Raw genomic sequence first — 22,112 nt, 5'->3', positions numbered from 1 at the left:
TTTATGGGAGGCGATATGTCTGACTTACGTGTGGCGTTGATTCAAAGCGATATTATCCCCGACGATAGTGCGGCCAATTTGACCGCTCTTGAGCGGCAAATGGCCGCGAATTGCCCTGATCCGCTCGATTTGATTGTGCTGCCGGAGGTGTTCACCACCGGTTTTCATCCCCGCGCACGGCAACACGCCGAAACCGCTGCCGGCCCGGTTAGTCAGTGGCTCGCTCGGCACGCTAACCACTACAATGCTGTGGTGACAGGTTCAGTGGTGTTTAACGATGCCAATGCTCATTGCAACCGTCTGCTGTGGGCCGCCCCCGATAAGCCTCTGCAGTATTACGACAAGCGCCACTTATTTCGCATGGCCGGTGAGCACGAGCGCTATCGCGCCGGTCGCCAGCGCTGCATATTTACCCTTGGCTCGTGGCGGGTGCTGGCGCAAGTGTGTTACGACTTGCGTTTTCCGGTGTTTAGTCGCAACCGCGATGATTATGACCTGGCGCTCTATGTGGCCAATTGGCCCGCAGCGCGACACGATCATTGGCGCTCGCTTTTAAAGGCTCGCGCTATTGAAAATCAAGCTTATGTTATCGGCGTAAACCGAGTCGGGCACGATGCCTACGAGCAAGCTTACGCCGGGGGCAGTGTGGTGTTTTCGCCCGAGGGAGAATTGTTGGTCGAGGCTGGTGATCAGGCGTCGGTAATCACGGCACAACTGAGCGAAGCGGCGCTTCGCGATTATCGCGCAAGGTTTCCTGCGCACCTCGATGGCGATGAGTTTTCTCTGGTAATTGACTAACGCTCCCATAACAATAATTCAATAACGACAAACCCTAAAGAGAGGTTAATAATGCTCCGTATTTTTGCTGTTTTTTTTGTGTTGTTGGTAAGTGTGCTGACCCATGCTGCCGAGGTTAAGCCGACAAATAAGATGACTCACGTATTTATGGCTGGCGATTCGACCATGTCGATTAAAGAGGTTAAGGATTACCCCGAAACCGGCTGGGGCGTTCCTTTCAGTTATTTTTTTGACGAGCACCTGGTAGTGGATAACCGCGCGCGCAACGGCCGCAGTACGCGCACGTTTAAAAGCGAAGGTCGCTGGCAGAGCATTATGGACGAGCTAAGCTCAGATGATTATGTGTTTATCCAGTTTGGGCACAATGATCAGTCCGAGCATAAAAAAGATCGTTATACGCCACCCAAAGACTTTCAGGCGAATTTAACCGGTTTTGTGGCGGATGTACGCAGCAAGGGCGCAGAGCCTATTTTGCTGACCCCCATCACTCGCCGCTATTTTAACGAGCAAGGTGTGATCGAGCCTACCCATGGGGTATACGCCGATTTGGTGCGCGACGTAGCGCGCGAGCAAAAAGTGACCTTTCTCGATATGGAGGCGATCACTCGTGAGTACTTTCAGGCAATGGGTGATGATTTATCGGCGCTGCGCTTTATGCATATTGCCGCTGATTTGCACCCCAACTACCCTATAGGGGTGAGCGACGACACGCACTTGAATCACTTAGGTGCCCGCGAGGTCGCACAGTTGGTGTTGACAGAGCTCAAGCGCCAACAACACCCGCTGGCGAGCCGTCTGCGCACCCCCGATCCAAAACACTTAAAACGCTAGTTATTACAATCTGTTACAAAACCGCCGGGTGATTTAGTAGCTATATCCTCACAATTTTTCTTATAGTGAAGGGATTTCGGCGCAAAGAGCCCGAAGTGGAGTTATGTTAACGGTGATTGAGGTAGTGATGTGGGGGCAATCTTGAACCTGATGCGCAGAGCGTGGCTTATGGCGGGGCTATTGTCTGCGCTGTTTTGGGTGCCCATAGCGGGTGCTGCGGACCCGCATTGCCAAGAACATCCGAGTGATTGCATTGCCGTTGGTGAATGGCAGGTGTCCTTAGGTGTTGGCTTGGGCGGACGTACTAACCCATTGGTGGGTGGCGACGATATTCCGATATTGCTGTTACCCCAGGCCAGCTACTACGGTGAGCGGTTCTTTTTTGATACCACCACGGTAGGTTTTACACTGCTTGAGACTCCGCGTCAGTCACTGTCATTGGTGTCGACCTTAGGGCTCGATCATATGTATTTCAATGATCTGTCACTGGGTAATTTTGTGATTGAAGGCGCGGGTGGCAGCTATGCCCTCAGTGCCGCTCCGTCAGAGCAAAATGTTACCGACGATATGATCGTCCCCGAAGACAACACCAACACGCCTAATACCACCGACAAAGACGGCCCCAGTGAGTTTTTTCACAAAACGGTAAATGCTACCAGTGAGCGGGGTGATCTAGTCACGCTGGATAATTTGAGTCCTCGCCGGATGGCGGTTTTGGGTGGCCTGGAATACAGCGTTTACTATCAAAACACTGGACTTAGCCTGCAGGCTTTGAGTGACTTAATTGCGGTGCACGGCGGGCAAGAGGTTCGCTTTGGGGCCGATCATCGTTTTCAGCAAGGGCAAAATGAGTACACAATAGCTGGCGGGTTGGTGTGGCAGAGCGATGAGTTGGTGGACTACTACTATGGGTTGGATGCCGGAGAAGTGGAGCAAGCCCCCGAGTTACAGTATCAAGCTGACGATAGTGTCACCCCGTATCTTCGGCTCGACTGGCGCCGGCCCTTAAGCAAGCGCTGGACGTTGCAGGCGACGCTCCACCAAAAGTGGTTTGGCAGCGCCATTAAAGACAGTCCTCTGGTTGATCGCAGCGGTTCGAGCACGGTATTTATTGGGGGTATTTACCATTTTTAGTCCGCACTTGCCGGCGCTGGTGTTGGGTATTGGCATCACGCTGTTAGCGGTGGTTCCGGTGTACGCGGCGTCAGACAATGGCGCTGTGGAGTTAATTGTTCAACCAAGCTTATGTGTGCTGGCCGAAGGTGAAAGCGTCTGCCGCGATCAGGTAAAGATAAACTGGCGCGCGCCGCACAGTCGTTCGCTGTGTCTGTATGAATCCGGCGAGCCCGACCCGCTTGATTGTTGGCAACAGACACGCTCCGGTAGCCACACCTCTGTGCTAGAGGCTGAAAGTGATGTGCAATTTCAACTGGTTGAGGCGAGCGGCCGGCAGGTGGTTGCCAGTCGCGCTTTTGAGGTCGTCGCCGACGCCAAACGCTACCGTCGTCGGCGGCGTAATCCATGGAGTTTTTTTTGATGAGTGTGGTGCTGTTAGCCGAAGATGATGAACGTCTGGCCGGTTTAGTAAAAGATTTTTTGCAAGCCAATGACTTCACGGTTGTGGTTGAGTCCCACGGATTGAATGTGCCCCGTCAAGTGCAAAACCTGCAGCCGGATATTGTGATTTTGGATTTAATGCTGCCAGGCAAAGATGGCATTAGCATCTGCAAAGAAATTCGCCCCAACTATGAAGGGCCAGTGCTGATGTTAACCGCTCGCGATGCCGATGCCGATCAGGTGCTCGGGTTTGAGGTCGGCGCCGATGATTATGTTATTAAACCCGCGGAGCCTCGGGTATTACTCGCGCGTATTCACGCACTTTTGCGCCGCTCTAATCGCGAGCCTGTGGACACCGGTGATGTCACAATAGGGCAGTTAAAGTTGCGCACTCACGCTCGAGAGGTTCAGTTTGCCGGGGAGCCAGTGCCACTGTCTAGCCACGAGTACGATTTGTTGTTAACACTGGCGCGCCAAGCGGGCAAGGTGCTTAGCCGGGAGTATTTATTTACCACGATTTGTCAGCGCCCCTATGATGGGCTGGATCGCACCGTGGATGTCCGAGTCTCGCATTTACGCAAAAAGCTTGGTGATAATAGCGATAACCCTACGCGTATAAAAACGGTGTGGGGGCGCGGCTATATGTTGGTGGCCGACGCGTGGGAATAAGTGCTTTGCTTGGGCGCACTTTTTTAACGCTTTATTTAATTGTCGTACTCGTTATTTTAGGGGCCGGCTGGGGGCTCGATCGCCTGTATTTGTCGGTGACTAACCCCGAGCGGCCAGACCCCATTAATCGCGCATTTTTTACCTTGCTTGAAACCAATGTCATTGCCGCTGTGCAAGCGGGTGCGACACCGATAGTGGCGTTGCGCGGTCAGCTTGATAAGCTGGCGCTGCCAGCCCACGCCTATCAACTGTCTGATCTCGCGGACTCCAGCCTGAAGCAAGAGATTCTTGCGGGTACCCCGGTGGTGTTAACTGCCGAGCAGCAGCGTCAAGTGTATTACCGCTTGCGCAATACCGATTTAGTGGTGCGTTTGGTGTTGCCGGCGGAACCCGAGCAAGGAGTGTGGTACCGGTTGTTGTTGGTGATTTTTTACCTGCTTTTGGCACTGGTTATTTATTTGTGGATTTGGCCTTTGGTGCGTGATTTGCGCTCGCTGCAAGCTCAGGCGCGCCTTGTCGGTCGGGCTGACATGGGCGCGCGAGTGCGGCTTAGTCCACGCTCGGCGGTGTACAGTTTGTCGCAAGAATTTAATCGTATGCAGCAGCGTATCGATGAGTTGCTGGCGTCTTATCGGGAGATGACCTATGCGGTTTCTCATGAGTTGCGCACCCCGTTGGCGCGTATGAAATTCGCGTTAGAGTTGTCGGAAGGGGACATTTCCGCAGAGCAGCGTCAGCGACAAATAGTTAACTTGCGCACCGATGTCGCGCAGATGGATGCCCTGATCAATCAATTGTTAAATTACGCCGGCTTTGAAACCCAAACGCAGGCGCTCACCTTGCAAGCGGGTGCCCCCGGAGCACTGCGTGCCTTGGTGGAGGGCTTGACCGATAATCTCATCAGGCGAGGTACAGCGGCCGCGACGCGAATGCCGGTGTTTCATCTTGACGACCAGTTGGCCGGTAAGCGTGTCTGTTGCGAGTGGAACTTGTTTGAGCGCGTACTGCAAAACCTATTGGGAAATGCGGCAAAATATGCCGACACTCAGGTGCAGGTGACGTTAGCCTATGACAGTGGCAGTTATTGGGTAACGGTAGAAGATGATGGGCCGGGTATCGCCGATGACGATTGCGCGCGGGTGTTTGATTCGTTTGTTCGGTTGCATCAAGAGCCCTCCCGTGACAGTCAAGGGTTTGGCTTGGGGTTGGCAATCGTTAAGCGTATTGTCGATTGGCATGGTGGTACGGTTATGGTGACCCGTAGTCAGGCTTTAGGGGGGGCGTGCTTTACGTTGCGCTGGCCTGAACCTGATGATCCACCGGCTCAACCAGTTGCCCAATAAAAAAGCCCAGACAATATTTTGTCTGGGCTTTTTTTAGCGTCGCACTTTTACTGGCCCATCATCGGCTCATCGGCGGTTTTAAAAGTGAAAGGCAAACGCCGCGTAGGGGCCATCTAAGGTTAAGTCGGCGCCGATACCTTGATCAATATTAAGCGCTTGATTGCGGTAACCAAACTCAACCCCTAAGTCCACCAGTGAGTCAAAAAGGTAGCGCAGCTTAAGGGTGTAATCAGTTACCTGGTAGTCGCTAAAGTCGGTATAGTTTCCTTCAACTCCCGCCGACCAGCCGGTAAAAGGTAGTTCCGCTTCCACTAGCAAATACCCCATTGGTAAAACGTCATCGACTTTCATGCTCTCGTTGGTGTTAGGTGTGGCTAAGCTAATGCGACCATCGTAGATGCGTAGCGACAAACCAAGGTCGATGCTCACCCAGTTGTCTAAAACCTCATAGTAAGCGGTGTTATCGAGATGCGTTAGCTCAATGGTCGAGCTGGCGCTGCCGCCCTCCCATTCGACTGAGCGTCCGGCGTTAATATCGGTGTAGCCGACGCGAAAATTTGGAATCAGCGGAATAGGGTGCTCTACGGAGATGTGCAGAAAACGATTGGTTTCATCGGTGTAACCGAGCGAGCCCACAGAGGTCGACGCGCTGCCAATGTCGCCTGCGTAATCAGAGCGCCACAAACCAATATCGCCTTTTACACCAATCGCGTCTGCGTGGGCTGTGGCGCTTATGCATAACGCGACCAAAGGGGCGGCAAGTGGCGTGGCAAAAATAGCTCTCATGGTAAAGTCCTTGCGGTAACTAGCGGAGTGGAACGAGCAATTGCGGGATCATAGCATTGTGGCATTCGCTAAAACAGTCTCGATCAGCGCGCTTGTGTTGAGCTTTGTAAAACCGTTAAAAAGTTTTGCGCGGCGTTACTTTGGCTGCGTTTAGTGTGAAATACCGCACCGAGTTGCCGCGTCAGTGGAGGTAGCTGTAAATCGAGAATGGTTAAGCCGGCGTCGATCATTGAGCGAGGTAAAACTCCCCAACCCAGGCCGATAGACACCATCATTTTGATGGTGTCTAAGTGGTTGGTGACCATGGATATGTTGAGGGTTAAGTCCCGGCGATCAAACAGTTTTTGAATCAGCCGTGTGGTGTGAGTGTTGTTGTCTGGAGCGATGGCCTGCACGTCGCACAAGTCGCTCAACTGCAAGTGCGCGCGTTGTGCCAGCGGATGATTGGTCGCGCAGACGAACTCTAAGGTGTCTTGCCAGACGGGCAGCTCGGCCATATGTGTGCCGATGTTCTCGGCCAAGGTAATGACGCCTAACTCAAACTCGCCTTGTTCAACCGCCAGAAGTGCTTTTTCGGAGTCCAGAAAGTGCAGGTCGAGGTGCACCTGGGGAAATTTATGAGAGAACTCACTAAGCACATCGGGTAAGCGGTGGAGGCCAATATGGTGACTGGTGGCGATGCTGAGCGGCCCGCTGACGTCGCCGTCGAGGTCGGTGAGCGCCCGGCTGGCGTCGCCAACGCTTTGCAGTATTTGCCGCGCATGAGGCAGTAGCACTCGTCCGGCGGGGGTCAGGTGGATATGTTTGCCAAACCGATCAAACAGTTTTTTATCTAATTGCCCCTCCAGTAGGGCGATGCGCTTACTGATCGCCGGTTGGGTGAGGTGTAAGCGATTGGCCGCCTCCGAGAAAGAGCCGGTCTCGGCGATGGTGATAAATGTGGTGAGGTGTTGCGTATCCATCAGGCAAGAATACCATTCCCTTATGGAATGGAAAATATAAAAAATATGAATTTGTTTTATTTGTGAGTGGGCTCTATTATTGATCTTACAAAATATGCCGGTATATCCGATCTCACCTTAGAGTGAGAGGCTCTCTTAAATCGCACCGTGAACCGCACAAACGAGGACAACATGGCCGCAAAAACTCTTTACGACAAGCTCTGGGATGCCCACCTTGTACAACAGCGCGACGATGGCTCAGCGTTGATTTATATCGATCGCCACATCGTCCATGAAGTAACGTCACCGCAAGCCTTTGAGGGGCTGCGTATAGCAGGGCGCAAGCCTTGGCGAGTCGACTCTGTGTTAGCAACACCCGATCACAATGTGCCTACCACCGTTAAAGAGCGCGCCTCGGGCGTCAGCGGCATCGAAGATCCGGTGTCACTTATTCAGGTACAAACGCTGGATGACAACTGCGACGAGTTTGGCATTGTAGAGTACAAGATCAATGACCGTCGCCAGGGTATTGTGCATGTGGTTGGGCCCGAGTCGGGCGCGTGTTTGCCGGGCATGACAGTGGTGTGTGGCGACTCCCACACGGCGACCAATGGCGCCTTGGGGGCCTTGGCTCATGGCATCGGCACCAGCGAGGTGGAGCATGTACTGGCCACTCAGTGCTTGGTCGCTAAAAAAATGGGCAACATGCGTATTGATGTTAACGGCAAGCTCGGCGCGGGTGTTACCGCAAAAGATGTGGTGCTGGCTATTATCGGCAAAATTGGCACAGCCGGCGGCACCGGCTATGCGGTTGAGTTTGCCGGTGAGGTGTTTCGCGATATGAGCATGGAAGGTCGCATGACCGTGTGCAATATGGCCATTGAGGCTGGCGCGCGCGCCGGTATGGTGGCTGTCGATGATACGACGATTGAGTATGTCAAAGGTCGCCCCTATGCGCCTACCGGCGAAAACTGGGATAAAGCCGTGGCCGCGTGGCGCGATTTAGTCTCAGACGCGGGCGCCCACTTTGATGAGGTGGTCGAGTTAGATGGCGCAGATATTTTGCCGCAGGTTAGCTGGGGGACGTCGCCCGATATGGTGGTGGATGTGAGTGCGGCGGTGCCTAATCCCGCCGATGAGTCCGACGCGGTAAAACGCGAGGGAATGCAGCGCGCGTTGGAATATATGGGGCTGACTGCTGGCCAGGCAATTGCCGACATTAAACTCGACCGTGTGTTTATTGGCTCTTGCACCAATTCGCGCATCGAAGATATTCGCGCCGCCGCCGAGGTGGTAAAAGGCCGCCAAAAAGCCACTAGCGTTAAACAGGCGATGGTGGTGCCGGGTTCGGGTACGGTGAAAGCTCAAGCCGAAGCCGAAGGCTTGGATAAAATTTTTGAGGCGGCCGGTTTTGAGTGGCGCGAGCCGGGCTGCTCAATGTGCTTGGCCATGAACGCCGATAAGCTCGGTGCCGGTGAGCACTGTGCCTCTACTTCAAACCGCAACTTTGAAGGGCGCCAGGGGTACGGCGGGCGCACCCATTTGGTCAGTCCGGCAATGGCCGCGGCCGCTGGTGTGGCCGGCCACTTTGTTGATGTTCGCGAATTTGTGCGTAGCTAACCGGAGAGAAACATGAAAAGCTTTACGACAATAACCGGTGTTGTGGCGCCTATGGATCGCGCCAATGTCGATACCGATATGATTATTCCCAAGCAGTTTTTAAAGTCTATTAAACGCACTGGGTTTGGCAAAAACTTGTTTGATGAGTTGCGCTATTTAGACGAAGGTCAGCCCGACCAAGAGTGTACCGGCCGGCCACTTAACCCAGAGTTTGCGTTAAACCAGGCGCGCTACCAAGGTGCCAGTGTTTTGTTGACGCGCAAAAACTTTGGCTGTGGCTCCTCGCGCGAACACGCGCCCTGGGCGCTGGACGATTACGGGTTTCGCTGTGTAATAGCCCCGAGCTTTGCCGATATTTTTTACAACAATTGTTTTAAAAATGGCCTTTTGCCGCTGGTGTTAAGTGAAGCTGTGGTCGATCGCCTGTTTGACGAGTTGTACGCCTGTGAAGGCTATGAGTTAACCATCGATTTGCCGGCGCAACAGGTTGTAACCCCTGGCGGCGAAGCGTTTAGTTTTGAGGTGGACGAATTTCGCAAGCACTGCCTGCTGCAAGGGTTGGATGATATTGGCCTCACTCTCGAACAGGCCGACAGTATTAAAACATACGAGGCCGAGCGCCGCGCCAGTGCGCCCTGGTTGTTTGATGCAGTTAAAAATTGACGCTGGCGTTTAAATAATGACAAAGGAGTGTTCTGTGAAGCGTTTTCATATTGCTTTGGCGGTAAAAGATTTAACCGCGTCGATTGCCGACTACTCCCGGCGCTTAGGTGGTAAGCCTAGCGCCGTGGTGCCCGGCAAGTACGCTATGTGGCGTACCGATACCTTAAATTTTTCTATTAATGAAATTCCCGAGCGGGCCGGTCAGTTGCGTCACCTTGGGTTTGAGTGTGATGAGGCCCAGGGCTTTTCCAGTGAGATAGACGCAAACGGGATTGAGTGGGAGTTGTTTTCGCCAGTGGCGCAAGACGACAAAATTGTTGAGATTTACGGCGCGTCGGTGGTGTAACTGCCCTCAGGCGAGCCCAAAATAACCAGGAGTAAGCGTGACTAAAAAAATTATGATTTTGCCGGGTGACGGCATTGGCCCCGAGATTGTTGCCCAGGCGCGTCGTGTGCTGGATGCAGTCAATGAACACGATAAATTGCAGCTGGAATTTGTTGACGAGTTGATTGGCGGAGCCTCTATTGATGCCCACGGCGAGCCGTTAACCGATGCGGCAGTTGCCAGCGCTCGCGAGTGCGACGCCATTTTGCTAGGCGCTGTCGGTGGCCCCAAGTGGGATACTATTGATCGCGCGATTCGGCCCGAGCGCGGTTTGCTGAAAATTCGCTCGTCACTGGAGTTGTACGCCAATTTGCGCCCCGCACTTTTGTATCCGCAGTTGGTCGAGGCGTCGAGCTTAAAGCCTGAGGTTGTCTCCGGGTTGGACATTTTAATCGTGCGGGAGCTGACCGGAGGTATTTACTTTGGCGAGCCGCGGGGGATTCGTACATTAGAAAATGGCGAACGAGAAGGCTATAACACCTATAAATATTCCGAGAGTGAAATCGAACGTATTGGGCGCACCGCGTTTGAAATGGCGCGCAAGCGCAACAAAAAAGTCTGCTCGGTGGATAAAGCTAATGTGCTAGAGGCCACTATTTTGTGGCGTGAAGTCATGGACCGATTGGCGCCCGAGTACCCGGATGTTGAGCTGTCGCATATGTACGTCGACAACGCCGCGATGCAGTTAGTGCGCGCGCCCAAGCAGTTTGACGTGCTGGTAACGGGCAATATGTTTGGCGATATTTTGTCTGATGCGGCCGCAATGTTGACAGGTTCGATCGGCATGCTTCCCTCGGCCTCACTGGATAAACAAGGACGCGGTATGTACGAGCCGTGTCACGGCTCGGCACCGGATATAGCCGGGCAGGGCATCGCCAATCCACTGGCGACTATTTTGTCAGCGTCGATGATGTTGCGCTACTCGCTGGGCTTTACCCAGAGCGCGGATGCCATTGAAGCCGCGGTTGGTAAGGTGCTGGATCAGGGTTTACGCACGGCCGATATTTACACCCCCGGTAGCACCAAAGTTGGCACTCGTGAAATGGGTGATGCGGTGTTAGCGGCGCTGTATCAGAATTGATCAATTTGCAGCCAGTGGCTATTTGCGGCAAAATATAGGGCCTTCGCGGGTGCTCACAAGGCGCCCGATGAACGCTTTAATTCAACAAAGAGTTAAAAAGAGAGTCAAATGATGAAAGTAGGTTTTGTAGGTTGGCGCGGCATGGTCGGTTCTGTCCTGATGGAGCGCATGCAGTCGGAAAACGATTTTGACGGTATTGAGCCGGTATTCTTTACCACCTCTAATGTGGGTGGCGAAGCGCCTAACGTGGCCGAGGGTTTGCCACCGCTAAAAGACGCTTTCTCTATTGATGATCTGAAGCAACTGGATGCGATTATCTCTTGTCAGGGTGGCGATTACACCAAAGCTGTATTTGCCGATCTGCGTGGTGCTGGCTGGGATGGCTATTGGATTGATGCCGCCTCAAGCTTGCGCATGGATAAAGATTCGCTGATTGTTCTCGACCCGGTCAACCTCGACGTGATTAAAGATGGTTTGGCTCGCGGCGTTAAAAATTACATCGGCGGCAACTGCACTGTGAGCTTAATGCTAATGGGCCTTGGCGGCTTGTTTGCCAATAACCTGGTTGAGTGGGCAACGTCCATGACTTACCAGGCCGCATCGGGTGCTGGCGCGCGCAACATGCGCGAGCTGATCGAGCAAATGGGCACTATTCGCGATGGCGTTGCCAGCGAATTGGCCGATCCGGCCTCGGCTATTTTAGAGTTGGATCGCAAAGTGGCGGCCACTATGCGCTCGGGTGACTTCCCCTCCGAAAACTTTGGCGCACCATTGGCCGGCAGTGTTTTACCGTTTATTGATAGCCAGCTCGAAAACGGCCAGAGCCGCGAAGAGTGGAAGGCTCAAGCCGAAACCAATAAGATTTTAGGTAACGATGGCAATCCGATCCCGCTGGATGGAACCTGTGTGCGCATTGGCGCCATGCGTTGTCACGCGCAGGCTTTGACCATTAAGCTGAAAAAAGACGTGCCGCTGGATGAAATCGAGCAAATGATTGCCGGCCACAATCAGTGGGCTAAAGTGGTGCCTAACGATAAAGAGTCAACTTTGCGCGATCTGACTCCCACCGCGGTAACGGGCACGCTGACCGTTCCCGTAGGGCGTTTGCGTAAACTTAGCATGGGGGGCGAGTACCTCAACGCCTTTACTGTGGGTGACCAGCTGTTGTGGGGTGCGGCCGAGCCGCTGCGCCGCATGTTGCAAGTGCTACGCAGCGGCTAATCCTGACACCGAGGTTAATCTCGGCTGTTCCAGCAAAGCCTCGATCTGAGATAGGGTCGGGGTTTTTTTGTTGAACGGCGTCGCATTTTTATGCATTTTTAATAATGCGAGCCTAATTTGCGTAAAAAGCGAGTGAATAGCTAGGGCTGCGATTGGGTTAAGTATTGATAAAAAGCTATTTATAATGAATACTTACGGCTATTAGTGAAGAAATATTCGAGGTTGCAAAGCCTCATTACAACAATTTTTCGGGTATGCCGCGCCACAGCTATGTGGCTGACAGGAAGTCCAATGGCGGGTGGTCGTCAGGAGGCCGGGGGAGACAATAAAAGGAAAATGCTATGCATCTTCGTAAGCTGGTAATACTGCTTGGGGTTTTATCACTGTTGGTTTCGCGCTCTGTGTTGGCGTTGGGGCTCGGTGACATATCGCTAAATTCGTCTCTCAATCAGCCGCTTGACGCTCACATTGGCCTGCGTGATCTTGGTGATCTCAGCGCTGAGCAGATTGTCATTAAGCTGGGGACGCAAGAAGACTTTGATAAAGTTGGTCTGGAGCGTTCGTTCTTTTACACACAATTGCGCTTTAATGTGGTAACCGATGGTCCTAATGGCCCATTTGTGGCGGTTACCAGCCGCGACCCTGTGCGTGAGCCCTACTTAAGTTTTGTGGTCGACATGCGCTGGACCAGTGGTCGGGTAATGCGCGAGTACACCCTGTTGCTTGATCTGCCTACCTTCTCGGGCGAGAGTGCTGCGCCGGTTCAGGGCAGTGTTACCCCAATAGAATCTAAAAGCCGACCGGTAAAGAATGAGCCGGTACGGCAGCGCAGCGACTCCGGCGCCGTATCGGCTGACAGTGCCGGAGGCGATGTCTACGGCCCGGTTAAAGCCAGCGATACCCTGTGGGAGATCGCCCGCGATCACCGCCCCGGTAACGCCTCTATTCATCAGACGATGCTGGCGATTCAAAAAGCCAACCCCGATGCTTTTATCCGCAACAATATCAACCTGCTGAAAAAAGGGCAGGTGTTGCGCATTCCCTCAGAGCGTGAAGTTCGCGAGCTCAATAACCGCCAAGCGATTAGCCGTGTTGCCGAACAGAACCGCGAGTGGTCTGGTAACGCCATGGGTGCTCAGCTTGACGGCTCGGGTCGCAATAGTGCGAGTAATCGCACGTCTGACGAAGTCAGTGGTCGATTGCGTTTGGCCTCGGGTAGCGATAGCTCTGATGATGCCGCCCGCAATGGTGGCGCTGGCTCGGCTGGAAGCGCCGCGCTTGAGCGTGAGCTGACGGATACTAAAGACGAGCTTGCACGCTCTCGCGGTGAGAACACAGAGCTGCGCTCGCGGGTGGGCGACCTTGAAGAGCAAATCGAAACCATGGAGCGTTTGCTGGAGGTCAGCAACGAGCAAATGCGGGCACTGGAAGTGGCTGCGCAACAGAAAAACGACGCTGACGAGAATCTCAGTGACGCTGCTGCGACGCCAGTAACTGACGACGCCAAGCCGGCTGAAGATACCGGTGTTGCCGAATCCAGCTCTGCGGTTAAGCCGGCGCCGGAAAAAACGGCAGCCAAGCCAGCTGATAAAGTTGAGCCTGAAGCGAAAGAGCCGGTTCGCAATACCAATAAGGTCGTGCGACGCGCGCCTGAGCCCACGTTGATGGACACCCTCATGGATAATCTTTTGTGGATTGTTCTGGCCGTGGTGTTAATCGGGCTATTGGTTGTGCTGGCGTTGCGTAAGCGCGGCTCTACAGTTGATGAGAGTGACGATTTCACCCCAGACTACGATGAGCCTATCGCCTATGAAGAGGCCGAGACTCAGCCTGAGAACGAGCTGGCCGACAGTGACATGGATGCGGGAGCTCTAGACGATTCGTTATTTGATGAAACGGATGCCGATGAGTCAGCCGAAAGTGTTGAGCCAGAAACCGGCGATGTGGTTGGCGAAGCCGATATTTATATTGCTCTCGGCAAGTACGAGCAGGCCGAAGATATGCTGTTGTCGGCCCTTGAGCGCGAGCCGGGCTCTATGCCCATCAGCTTGAAATTGCTGGAAACATACGGCGAAAGCAATAACCTTGACTCCTTTGACGCGCGCTTTGCCGCTATTGTCGAGCAGGGCGATGAAGCCAGTATTGCTCGCGCTAGCAGCTTGCGGGTGCAGTACTTCCCAGGTGCCGCCGATTTTGTTGCGCCAGCCGCTGGTGCCGCCTTGGCAACCGGGCTGGCCTCGTCCGCTACAGAGCAAGAAGATAGTGTGGTCGAGTCTGATTTTGACCAGAGCTTCGATCTTAATGACAGTGCTCCGCTTGCCGATGGCGGTGCAAACTCGGATGACCTGGATGATGATTTCGATTTCGATCTTTCCGACGAGCTAGACGACTCGGCGTTAAAAGATGACGAAGAGCTGCAGCTGGATGATATGGACTCAAGCCCGGCGGCCAGTGATGAGTTAGAGCTGGACGAATCGTCTAGCCGTTACGATTTGTCGTTCGAGTCCGAGGATGGCAGTGCGACTGACGACGCACTGCTGGAATTTGATTTGGATTTAGACGATGACGCCGTGGCCAATGAGCCCGAAAGTGCCGAGTCTGATGATGTGTTTGCTCTCGATCTGGAGGATGATCAGCAGGATTCGCAGCCCCTTGACGATATTGAGTTTACGTTAGGCGACACGGAAGGAAGTACGGTGCCGGTCGAAGACTCTTTTGCGTCACAGTCGGAATCTGGCAGTACCGCCAGCACCGACGAGCTTGATGATTTGGAGTTCGATTTAGACTCTATTAGCGATGAATCTGATAAATCCGCTGAAGATGGTGTGTCTTTGACCGATGAAGCACCACTGTTAGATGAAGACTTTAGCTTTGATACAACACTCGATTTGGAGCCGGAAGAAGAGCCCGCGACCAGCTACTCTGAGCCCGAGCCCTATGATCCGAGCTCTGAGGAAGCCGGCCATGCATCGGTTGACCTAGGCGATGAACTTGCCGAAGGTGCCGCTGACGAAGAAGAGGTGCCCACCTTAGATCTGGCCGAGGACGATGCGGATGACTTCGATTTAGATAAAGCTATGGACGATTTTGACCTGGCCTCGATGGACGAAGATATGGCGGACTTAGATGCTGCAGCTGATAACACTGTTGCTGAGCCTGCCGGTCTTGATGATGACGACACGTTCGAGCAGGCGCTGGGCGATTTGGATACTGAAGCGTCCGCCGACGCGTCAGAGTTGGATGACTTGCCAGAGCTGGATGCGGACGATGCCGATCTCGACGATGAAGATCTTGATTTTCTGACAGATAGCGATGAGGTCACCACTAAGTTGGACTTGGCTCGTGCTTATATTGATATGGGTGATTTAGATGGCGCTCGCGATATTCTCTCTGAAGTGTCGGAGGAGGGTAACGAAGAGCAAAAAGCCGAAGCGCTTAGCCTGCTGGATAAAGCGCAAAGCTAATCACTGATATCGTTACTAAGGCCTTGCTCACTTATGTGCGCAGGGCCTTTTTTATTTTTGTACAGACATAAGTCTGTGACATTACGCATTAACCCTTTGATCGCAGAATCCCGCTATGCCCGAACGCTATTATACTCGCAACTGTGAGATCTCCCCCGGTACCCCTTGGCCCGAGGGGATGCAGCGTGTTGCGTTGGGTGTTGAGTACAATGGTTACGATTTTCGTGGGTTTCAGGTACAGCCTGGTGGCGTGCCCACGGTGCAAGATTATTTGCAAAAAGCGTTATCTAAAGTCGCCTGTGAACCGGTAACGTTAGTCTGTGCCGGTAGAACAGATGCCGGCGTCCACGCCACCGGGCAGGTGGTGCATTTTGATACTCAGGCAAGCCGGCCGGACAAAGCCTGGGTGTTGGGTGCCCGGCCCCATTTGCCTAATGGCGTTGGTGTGCGCTGGGCACGTACCGTGCCCAATGATTTTCATGCCCGCTTTAGTGCTCACTCGCGGGCTTATCGCTACTTGTTGAGTGACGCCGATGCACGGCCGGCGCTATTGCACGATCAGGTTACCTGGGTGCGCCACAAGCTGGATGTGGACGCTATGGTTATTGCCGCACAGTACTTGGTGGGCACCCACGATTTTACCTCCTACCGGGCTGCCCAGTGTCAGGCGCACAGCCCGGTACGCACGGTCGAGCATTTGCACCTGTCTCGCCGGGGTGACTTAATTATCTTAGAAATAAAAGCCAATGCGTTTTTGCATCATATGGTGCGCAATATCGTCGGTGTGCTGCTTGAGGTGGGGCGGGGCGCTCGCCCCGTTACCTGGCCCGCCGATGTGCTTGCGGCGCGACAGCGCTCAGCGGCGGCAGCAACCGCGCGCCCCAATGGTTTGTACCTGGTAGCGGTGGATTACGAAAATCGTTTTGCACTGGAGCGAGGTAATCCGGGCCCGTTGTTTCTTGTCGATCCTGTGGGCGCGCTTGCGGCGCGCGCGGGTGGCAGCAAAAATGATTAAAATCTGGTAGTATTCAGGCCTTTGCGGCAGCTTATCGATAGCTGACCGATTAAGGTTGTATAGCGGGTAATCCGGTTGAACAGTTCGCGCGTAAAAATATGTGGTATTACTCAGGTGGCCGATGCCGAGCATGCACTTGCCTGTGGCGCCGACGCTATTGGCTTGGTGTTTTACGAGCCCAGCAAGCGTGCGGTTAGTATTGCCCGCGCCCGCGAGATTGCCTATGCCGTGGGGCCGTTAGTGACGGTCACTGGGCTGTTCGTCAATGCCAGTGCAGAAACGGTCTACCAAGTGTTGCGAGAAGTACCGCTGCAGCTGCTGCAGTTTCACGGCGGTGAAACCCCCGAGTTTTGCGAGCAATTTGAACGCCCCTATTTAAAGGCGATTAGAATGCGCCCAGACTTGGATGTTGTGGCTGCGATGCAACCCTATACTCAGGCGGCAGGTTTGCTGCTCGATGCCTATCAGAAGGGGGTTCCCGGCGGTACCGGTGCCACCTTCGACTGGCAGCGGGTTCCGGCAAATCCCCCTCGCCCTGTGGTACTGGCCGGCGGCTTGAGTCCGGCTAACGTTGCCGAGGCCATTGCGGCTACGGGCTGCTATGGCGTTGACGTTAGCGGCGGCGTCGAGGCGAGCCCCGGTATTAAAGATCCAACCAAAGTTGCAGAATTTATCTCCAACGCCAAACATTAAGCGCGCCACGCTGGCGCCCTGTAAAAAGTGAGTTGAACTGTGAGTGATAAAGAGCAGAAATCTGCGGTAAATTACAGCGCTTTTCCTGATGCGACGGGTCACTTTGGCCAGTTTGGGGGCCGCTTTGTCTCCGAGACGCTGATTTATGCACTGGATGAGCTGCAGGAGATATACAGCAGCTTAAAGGACGATGCCGAATTTCAGGCAGAGTTTGACCGCGATCTGGCCCATTACGTTGGCCGGCCGTCGCCGCTGTACCACGCCGAGCGTATGAGCCGTGAATTAGGCGGCGCGCAAATTTATTTTAAGCGCGAAGACCTCAATCATACTGGTGCACATAAAGTTAATAACACGATTGGTCAGGCGTTACTGGCAAAAAAAACCGGCAAGACCCGAGTCATCGCCGAAACCGGCGCCGGACAGCACGGGGTTGCCACGGCAACGGTGGCGGCACGGCTCGGTCTTAAATGCCAAGTTTATATGGGCGCCGAAGATGTTCGCCGACAGGCGCTGAATGTTTATCGTATGAAACTGTTGGGCGCTGAAGTCATTCCGGTCACTTCTGGCTCAAAAACTTTAAAAGACGCCATGAATGAGGCGATGCGCGATTGGGCGACCAACGTTGACGATACCTTTTATATTATTGGTACTGTGGCGGGTCCGCATCCGTACCCGCAGTTAGTGCGTGATTTTCAGTCTATTATTGGTCGCGAAGCTCGCGCTCAGTGTCTGGAGCGTACCGGGCGTTTGCCCGACGCACTGGTTGCCTGTGTTGGTGGCGGCTCGAATGCGATCGGATTGTTTCACCCGTTTTTAAACGATGAGTCGGTCGCCATGTACGGTGTCGAGGCGGGTGGTGACGGTGTCGAGACTGGACGCCACGCCGCACCGCTAAATGAAGGCGTGCCCGGTGTGTTGCACGGCAATCGCACCTACTTAATGGAAGATGAAAACGGTCAGATCATCGAGACTCACTCGGTATCGGCAGGTCTTGACTATCCAGGGGTGGGCCCAGAGCACTCTTGGTTGAAAGATTTAGGGCGGGTAGATTATGTCGCGATTAACGACGATGAGGCGCTTAATGCTTTCCGTAAAACCACTCGAGTCGAGGGGATTATGCCTGCACTTGAGAGCTCGCACGCCTTAGCCTATGCCGAAAAACTCGCACCGACCATGAGCAAAGATCAGATTATTATCGTTAATCTGTCCGGTCGTGGTGACAAAGATATCCTCACTGTCGCCGAGATCGATGGCATCACGGTGTGACCCAAACGCAACTGGATAAATGTTAATGAGTCGAATCAGTCAACAATTTGAAGCACTGCAAGCGCGTGGCCTCAAAGCGCTGGTTGCCTATATCGTTAATGGTGACCCAAGTCCGGCAGCCAGTTTGCCCACTATGCATAAAATGGTCGAAGCTGGCGCCGATATTATTGAGCTAGGTGTGCCGTTCTCTGACCCAATGGCCGAGGGGCCAGTGATTCAGCAGGGCCATGAGCGAGCCCTAGAGTCTGGCACAAGCTTAACCGGCACCCTTGATTTGGTTGCCGAGTTTCGCAAAACCGATACGACTACCCCCGTTATTTTAATGGGTTATGCCAACCCGGTTGAGCGCATGGGGTACAGTCGTTTTGCCGAGCGTGCAGCGGCTGTAGGCGTTGATGGGCTTTTGACGGTCGACTTACCACCGGAAGAGCTAGGTGAGCTAAAGTCTGAGCTGGCCCAGCGTGATATTGATAATATCTTTTTGTTGGCGCCGACCACCGCGCCCGAACGGGCTCGTCATTTGGCCAGTAACGCCAGTGGTTTTTTATACTACGTCTCTCTTAAAGGCGTTACCGGTGCCGGGCATTTGGATGTTGACGCCGTTAAGGCCAAGCTCGACGAGTTTGGCGCGCTAACGTCACTGCCGCTGTGTGTTGGTTTTGGTATTAAAGATGCCGAGACCGCCACGAATGTGGCGCGATTAGCTGATGGTGTCGTGATCGGTAGTGTGCTGGTCGATGCGATGGGTAAACACGCCGGTCAGCCGCCCGAGAAGATTGCGGACGCAGTCGGTGCTATCATTAGTGATATTCGCCGTGGCCTCGATCGCCTGTAAAGGTTATGTCGGTCCGGATGCTAGGTAAATACCTGCAAAACAAGCAACCCAATTAAGAGATTAAACCATGAGTTGGCTAGAGAAACTGGTTCCCAGCGTTGTGCGTGCCGATGGTAAAAAGGGCTCAAGTAAAGTGCCCGAAGGCCTTTGGAAGAAGTGCGTTAAGTGTTCTGCCGTGCTGTACCGCCCAGAGCTGGAAAAAAACCTCGATGTCTGCCCTAAGTGCGATCACCATATGCGTATTGGTGCGCGGCGTAGATTAGATATTTTTCTCGATGAAGATCGTCGCCAAGAGATCGGTACCGATGTCGAGCCGATTGATCGCTTAAAGTTTAAAGACGTAAAAAAATACAAAGATCGCCTGAGCGCCGCGCAAAAATCCACTGGTGAGAAAGATGCGTTGGTTGCCATGAAGGGCGAACTAAAGGGCATGCCGGTTGTCGCGGTCGCCTTTGAATTTGCTTTTCACGGTGGTTCTATGGGGTATGTCGTGGGCGAGCGTTTTGCCCGTGCAGCTAAAATCGCCCTAGAAGAGAATATCCCGTTGGTATGCTTTTCGGCTACCGGCGGCGCCCGTATGCAAGAGGCGTTGATCTCGCTGATGCAAATGGCCAAAACGTCGGCCGTTATCGAGCGTTTAAAGCAGCAGGGTACGCCGTATTTCTCTATCATGACCGATCCGGTGTACGGTGGTGTCTCGGCCTCGCTGGCGCTATTGGGCGACATTAACGCGGCCGAGCCTGGCTCGCGTGCCGGTTTTGCCGGCCCCGCGATTATTGAACAAACCATTCGACAGAAGCTGCCGCCGGGCTTTCAGCGCGCTGAGTTTTTATTGGAGCACGGCGCCATCGATATGATTATTCATCGCGCACAAATGCGCGATAAAGTGGCCGGTTTGTTGGCTAAATTTACTCGTCAAGCGGAGGCGAGCTAGACGGCGCTCGCCCTATGCGCTTTACGCAACTCGACGATTGGCTCACGTGGCTTGAGCAGGCGCATCCTACCGAGATCGACCTAGGTCTCGATCGCCTGCGGCAGGTGCTTGCGCGCCTGGTACTGCCCGATTTACCGCCGGTGATTACGGTCGCCGGCACCAACGGCAAAGGCTCTTGCGTGAGCGCGGCTAGCGCGCTACTGCAAGCGGCAGGATTTTGTGTCGGTAGTTACACCTCTCCCCATATTCAACATTACTGTGAGCGGGTCCAGATTAACGCGGTACCGGTACGCGAGGCGGCTATGTGCCGGGCGTTTGATATTGTCGATCAAGCCCGGGGCGATGTCTCTTTAACCTACTTTGAATTTGGTACGCTCGCGGCGCTGGTGCTGTTTGGCCAGCAGGCTGTCGATGTTATGGTGCTCGAAGTGGGTTTGGGCGGGCGTCTGGACGCTGTCAATATTATCGATCCGGACGTGGCGGTGATTACCAGCATCGCTATTGATCACGAAGCGTGGCTTGGCAATGACCGCGAAAGTATTGGCCGTGAAAAGGCCGGTATTATGCGCGCGGCCAAAACCGCCATTTGTGTCGATACGGATCCGCCGGCTTCGCTGTTGCAATACGCCGATGATATTGGTGCGTCGCTGCGTTTAATAGGACGCGACTTTGTTATTGATACAGCGTCGTCTGAGAATAACCCTATACCTGATAAGACCCCGTGGCGTTTGATCGATAACCACAGTGGCGTTGCGCTCTCTGTGCCCCCGGTATCTTTGGTGTCGAGTAGTGTTGCGGCCGCCATTGAGGCGGTAAAAGCCCTGGGTGTGGATGTGGCGGCATTGGATTTGGCTGATGTGCTTGGTGGGCTGACTTTGCCCGGGCGCATGCAAAACGCTCGCTTTGGCGGTACCCCGGTACTGATTGATGTTGCCCATAACCCCGCCGCGACAACCTATTTGGCACAAGTGGTGGCGGCGCGGCAAACCTCTGGCCGGGTTGTGGCGGCGGTGGCAATGATGGCCGACAAGGACATTGCCGGCTCCTTGCAGCCGCTAATGGGATTGGTGGATTGTTGGTTGCCTGTAGGCTTGGCCGATGTGCCGCGCGCTGCGAGCCCAGAGTCTCTGGCCGCCGTTATTAGCGCAAGTGGTGCCAATGTAACGCCATTTGCGAGTCTCGCCGATGCCTTAAGTGGTCTAAATACCGGCGAGCCTTTGAGCTTAGGTGAGGACGATCTGCTGTTAGTCTTTGGCTCCTTCTTTACCGTGGCCGCTGCACTGGCTATATTAGCGCCAGATGTGACGCGAGTGTCCAGTGCGGGCAGCCTGGGGGAGATTAAGTGAACAGCGGGTTAAAACAACGGTTAATTGGCGCTTTGGTGCTCGCGGGTATTGCGGTAATTTTTTTGCCCGGTTTTTTTAAGCAACACGCGCCTTATCAGGTGAATACTCGCAGTCAGATTCCACCGCGCCCCAATATTACTCCGGTGGTAATTGATAAGCCTCAGGCTCGTGTCACGACACCTGCGGCACCCGCGCCCGAGACGATGTTCGTGCCCGATAATGAGCAGCCGGTCGGCGATTCTGAGGTTGCGACATCGGGCTCATCGAGCTCTGCGCGCAGCGCCGCTTCAGAGTTGGCCTCTGTCTCAAGTGCGGCATCCAAGCCGACACCGTCTGTTGCGTCTGAGTCGGGAGTGGCCGAGCCAGAAGCGCCGGTCGCTGGCGATGACCACCTTTTAGTCGATGCCTGGGTAGTCCAGGTGGCGAGCTTGCGCTCGTCGGAGTCGGCCCAGCAGTTGCGCAAACGTTTGCAGGATCGCGGCTACAAAGCGTACGTGCGCTCGGCACAAACCTCACAAGGGGAGGTCAGCCGCGTGTTTATCGGCCCCAAGCTTGATAAGGCCTTAGCATTAGAGGTTAAGCAAGAAGTCGATCCGGTGTTTAAAGTCAATTCTATGGTGTTGCCATTCAAACCGTGAGTCGGGGTATGCCCACAGTGGCTGCT

At 54.0% G+C, this 22,112-nt stretch carries 21 protein-coding genes; 19 read left to right on the top strand and 2 right to left on the bottom strand.

Annotation, left to right across the window (positions count from 1 at the left end; all coding sequences use genetic code 11):
* The first annotated feature begins 15 nt into the window (after positions 1 to 15).
* The 6 genes from AACY82_RS04375 (at position 16) to AACY82_RS04350 (ending at position 5,198) form a co-directional block, all read left to right on the top strand.
* Positions 16 to 798 carry an amidohydrolase gene (locus tag AACY82_RS04375; RefSeq protein ID WP_339615547.1) on the top strand — a complete coding sequence of 261 codons (783 nt, stop codon included), beginning with the start codon at positions 16 to 18 and terminating at the stop codon, positions 796 to 798.
* Between the two features lie 51 nt (positions 799 to 849).
* Positions 850 to 1,629 (top strand): rhamnogalacturonan acetylesterase, encoded by a 780-nt coding sequence (locus AACY82_RS04370; protein ID WP_339615546.1) that lies wholly within the window; start codon positions 850 to 852, stop codon positions 1,627 to 1,629.
* A gap of 168 nt (positions 1,630 to 1,797) precedes the next feature.
* Positions 1,798 to 2,763, top strand: coding sequence for a MipA/OmpV family protein (locus tag AACY82_RS04365; RefSeq protein ID WP_339615545.1), 966 nt, complete (start codon positions 1,798 to 1,800; stop codon positions 2,761 to 2,763).
* Entirely contained in the window at positions 2,741 to 3,166 is a 426-nt protein-coding gene (locus tag AACY82_RS04360) for a DUF3019 domain-containing protein (RefSeq protein ID WP_339615544.1), read from the top strand. Before AACY82_RS04365 ends, AACY82_RS04360 begins: the two co-directional genes overlap by 23 nt.
* Positions 3,151 to 3,855, top strand: coding sequence for a winged helix-turn-helix domain-containing protein (locus tag AACY82_RS04355; protein WP_339615543.1), 705 nt, complete (start codon positions 3,151 to 3,153; stop codon positions 3,853 to 3,855). Before AACY82_RS04360 ends, AACY82_RS04355 begins: the two co-directional genes overlap by 16 nt.
* Complete coding sequence (locus AACY82_RS04350; RefSeq protein WP_339615542.1) at positions 3,846 to 5,198, top strand: ATP-binding protein; 1,353 nt, start codon at positions 3,846 to 3,848, stop codon at positions 5,196 to 5,198. The genes AACY82_RS04355 and AACY82_RS04350 overlap by 10 nt, the downstream gene beginning before the upstream one ends.
* Before the next feature lie 78 nt (positions 5,199 to 5,276).
* Here AACY82_RS04350 and AACY82_RS04345 read toward each other — a convergent pair whose 3' ends face one another.
* Together AACY82_RS04345 and AACY82_RS04340 are read right to left on the bottom strand one after the other, a co-directional pair.
* Entirely contained in the window at positions 5,277 to 5,984 is a 708-nt protein-coding gene (locus tag AACY82_RS04345) for a TIGR04219 family outer membrane beta-barrel protein (RefSeq protein WP_339615541.1), read from the bottom strand.
* 83 nt (positions 5,985 to 6,067) lie between these two features.
* A complete protein-coding gene (locus tag AACY82_RS04340) occupies positions 6,068 to 6,946 on the bottom strand; it encodes a LysR family transcriptional regulator (protein ID WP_339615540.1) in 879 nt (292 codons plus the stop codon).
* A 171-nt stretch (positions 6,947 to 7,117) separates the two neighbouring features.
* On the opposite strand from AACY82_RS04340, the gene leuC reads away from it, so the two are divergent.
* From leuC to AACY82_RS04275, 13 genes are all read left to right on the top strand, one after another.
* The gene (leuC, locus tag AACY82_RS04335; RefSeq protein WP_339615538.1) at positions 7,118 to 8,545 is read left to right on the top strand and encodes a 3-isopropylmalate dehydratase large subunit; all 1,428 of its coding nucleotides are present in this window, start codon (positions 7,118 to 7,120) and stop codon (positions 8,543 to 8,545) included.
* A gap of 12 nt (positions 8,546 to 8,557) precedes the next feature.
* Positions 8,558 to 9,208, top strand: coding sequence for a 3-isopropylmalate dehydratase small subunit (gene leuD, locus AACY82_RS04330; RefSeq protein ID WP_339615537.1), 651 nt, complete (start codon positions 8,558 to 8,560; stop codon positions 9,206 to 9,208).
* 34 nt (positions 9,209 to 9,242) lie between these two features.
* Positions 9,243 to 9,554 carry a hypothetical protein gene (locus tag AACY82_RS04325; RefSeq protein ID WP_339615536.1) on the top strand — a complete coding sequence of 104 codons (312 nt, stop codon included), beginning with the start codon at positions 9,243 to 9,245 and terminating at the stop codon, positions 9,552 to 9,554.
* A 37-nt stretch (positions 9,555 to 9,591) separates the two neighbouring features.
* Positions 9,592 to 10,674, top strand: a complete 1,083-nt coding sequence (gene leuB, locus AACY82_RS04320; protein ID WP_339615535.1) for a 3-isopropylmalate dehydrogenase — start codon at positions 9,592 to 9,594, stop codon at positions 10,672 to 10,674.
* A 111-nt stretch (positions 10,675 to 10,785) separates the two neighbouring features.
* Entirely contained in the window at positions 10,786 to 11,895 is a 1,110-nt protein-coding gene (asd, locus tag AACY82_RS04315; RefSeq protein ID WP_339615600.1) for an aspartate-semialdehyde dehydrogenase, read from the top strand.
* Positions 11,896 to 12,236: 341 nt separating this feature from the next.
* Positions 12,237 to 15,359 carry a FimV/HubP family polar landmark protein gene (locus AACY82_RS04310; protein ID WP_339615534.1) on the top strand — a complete coding sequence of 1,041 codons (3,123 nt, stop codon included), beginning with the start codon at positions 12,237 to 12,239 and terminating at the stop codon, positions 15,357 to 15,359.
* Between the two features lie 115 nt (positions 15,360 to 15,474).
* Positions 15,475 to 16,374, top strand: a complete 900-nt coding sequence (gene truA / locus AACY82_RS04305; RefSeq protein WP_339615533.1) for a tRNA pseudouridine(38-40) synthase TruA — start codon at positions 15,475 to 15,477, stop codon at positions 16,372 to 16,374.
* Positions 16,375 to 16,449: 75 nt separating this feature from the next.
* Positions 16,450 to 17,067 (top strand): phosphoribosylanthranilate isomerase, encoded by a 618-nt coding sequence (locus AACY82_RS04300; RefSeq protein WP_339615532.1) that lies wholly within the window; start codon positions 16,450 to 16,452, stop codon positions 17,065 to 17,067.
* A 39-nt stretch (positions 17,068 to 17,106) separates the two neighbouring features.
* Positions 17,107 to 18,333, top strand: coding sequence for a tryptophan synthase subunit beta (trpB, locus tag AACY82_RS04295; RefSeq protein WP_339615531.1), 1,227 nt, complete (start codon positions 17,107 to 17,109; stop codon positions 18,331 to 18,333).
* Positions 18,334 to 18,358: 25 nt separating this feature from the next.
* Positions 18,359 to 19,168 carry a tryptophan synthase subunit alpha gene (gene trpA / locus AACY82_RS04290; protein WP_339615530.1) on the top strand — a complete coding sequence of 270 codons (810 nt, stop codon included), beginning with the start codon at positions 18,359 to 18,361 and terminating at the stop codon, positions 19,166 to 19,168.
* A 67-nt stretch (positions 19,169 to 19,235) separates the two neighbouring features.
* Positions 19,236 to 20,102, top strand: a complete 867-nt coding sequence (gene accD / locus AACY82_RS04285) for an acetyl-CoA carboxylase, carboxyltransferase subunit beta (protein WP_339615529.1) — start codon at positions 19,236 to 19,238, stop codon at positions 20,100 to 20,102.
* Positions 20,103 to 20,116: 14 nt separating this feature from the next.
* Positions 20,117 to 21,448 carry a bifunctional tetrahydrofolate synthase/dihydrofolate synthase gene (gene folC / locus AACY82_RS04280; RefSeq protein ID WP_339615528.1) on the top strand — a complete coding sequence of 444 codons (1,332 nt, stop codon included), beginning with the start codon at positions 20,117 to 20,119 and terminating at the stop codon, positions 21,446 to 21,448.
* A complete protein-coding gene (locus AACY82_RS04275; protein WP_339615527.1) occupies positions 21,445 to 22,086 on the top strand; it encodes an SPOR domain-containing protein in 642 nt (213 codons plus the stop codon). The genes folC and AACY82_RS04275 overlap by 4 nt, the downstream gene beginning before the upstream one ends.
* Positions 22,087 to 22,112 lie beyond the last annotated feature (26 nt).

This window comes from uncultured Gilvimarinus sp. (genome assembly GCF_963972205.1).
Classification (GTDB): Bacteria; Pseudomonadota; Gammaproteobacteria; order Pseudomonadales; family Cellvibrionaceae; genus Gilvimarinus; species Gilvimarinus japonicus.
The sequence above is the reverse complement of the archived record's forward strand: the minus strand, read 5'-3'. Positions and strand labels throughout refer to the sequence as shown.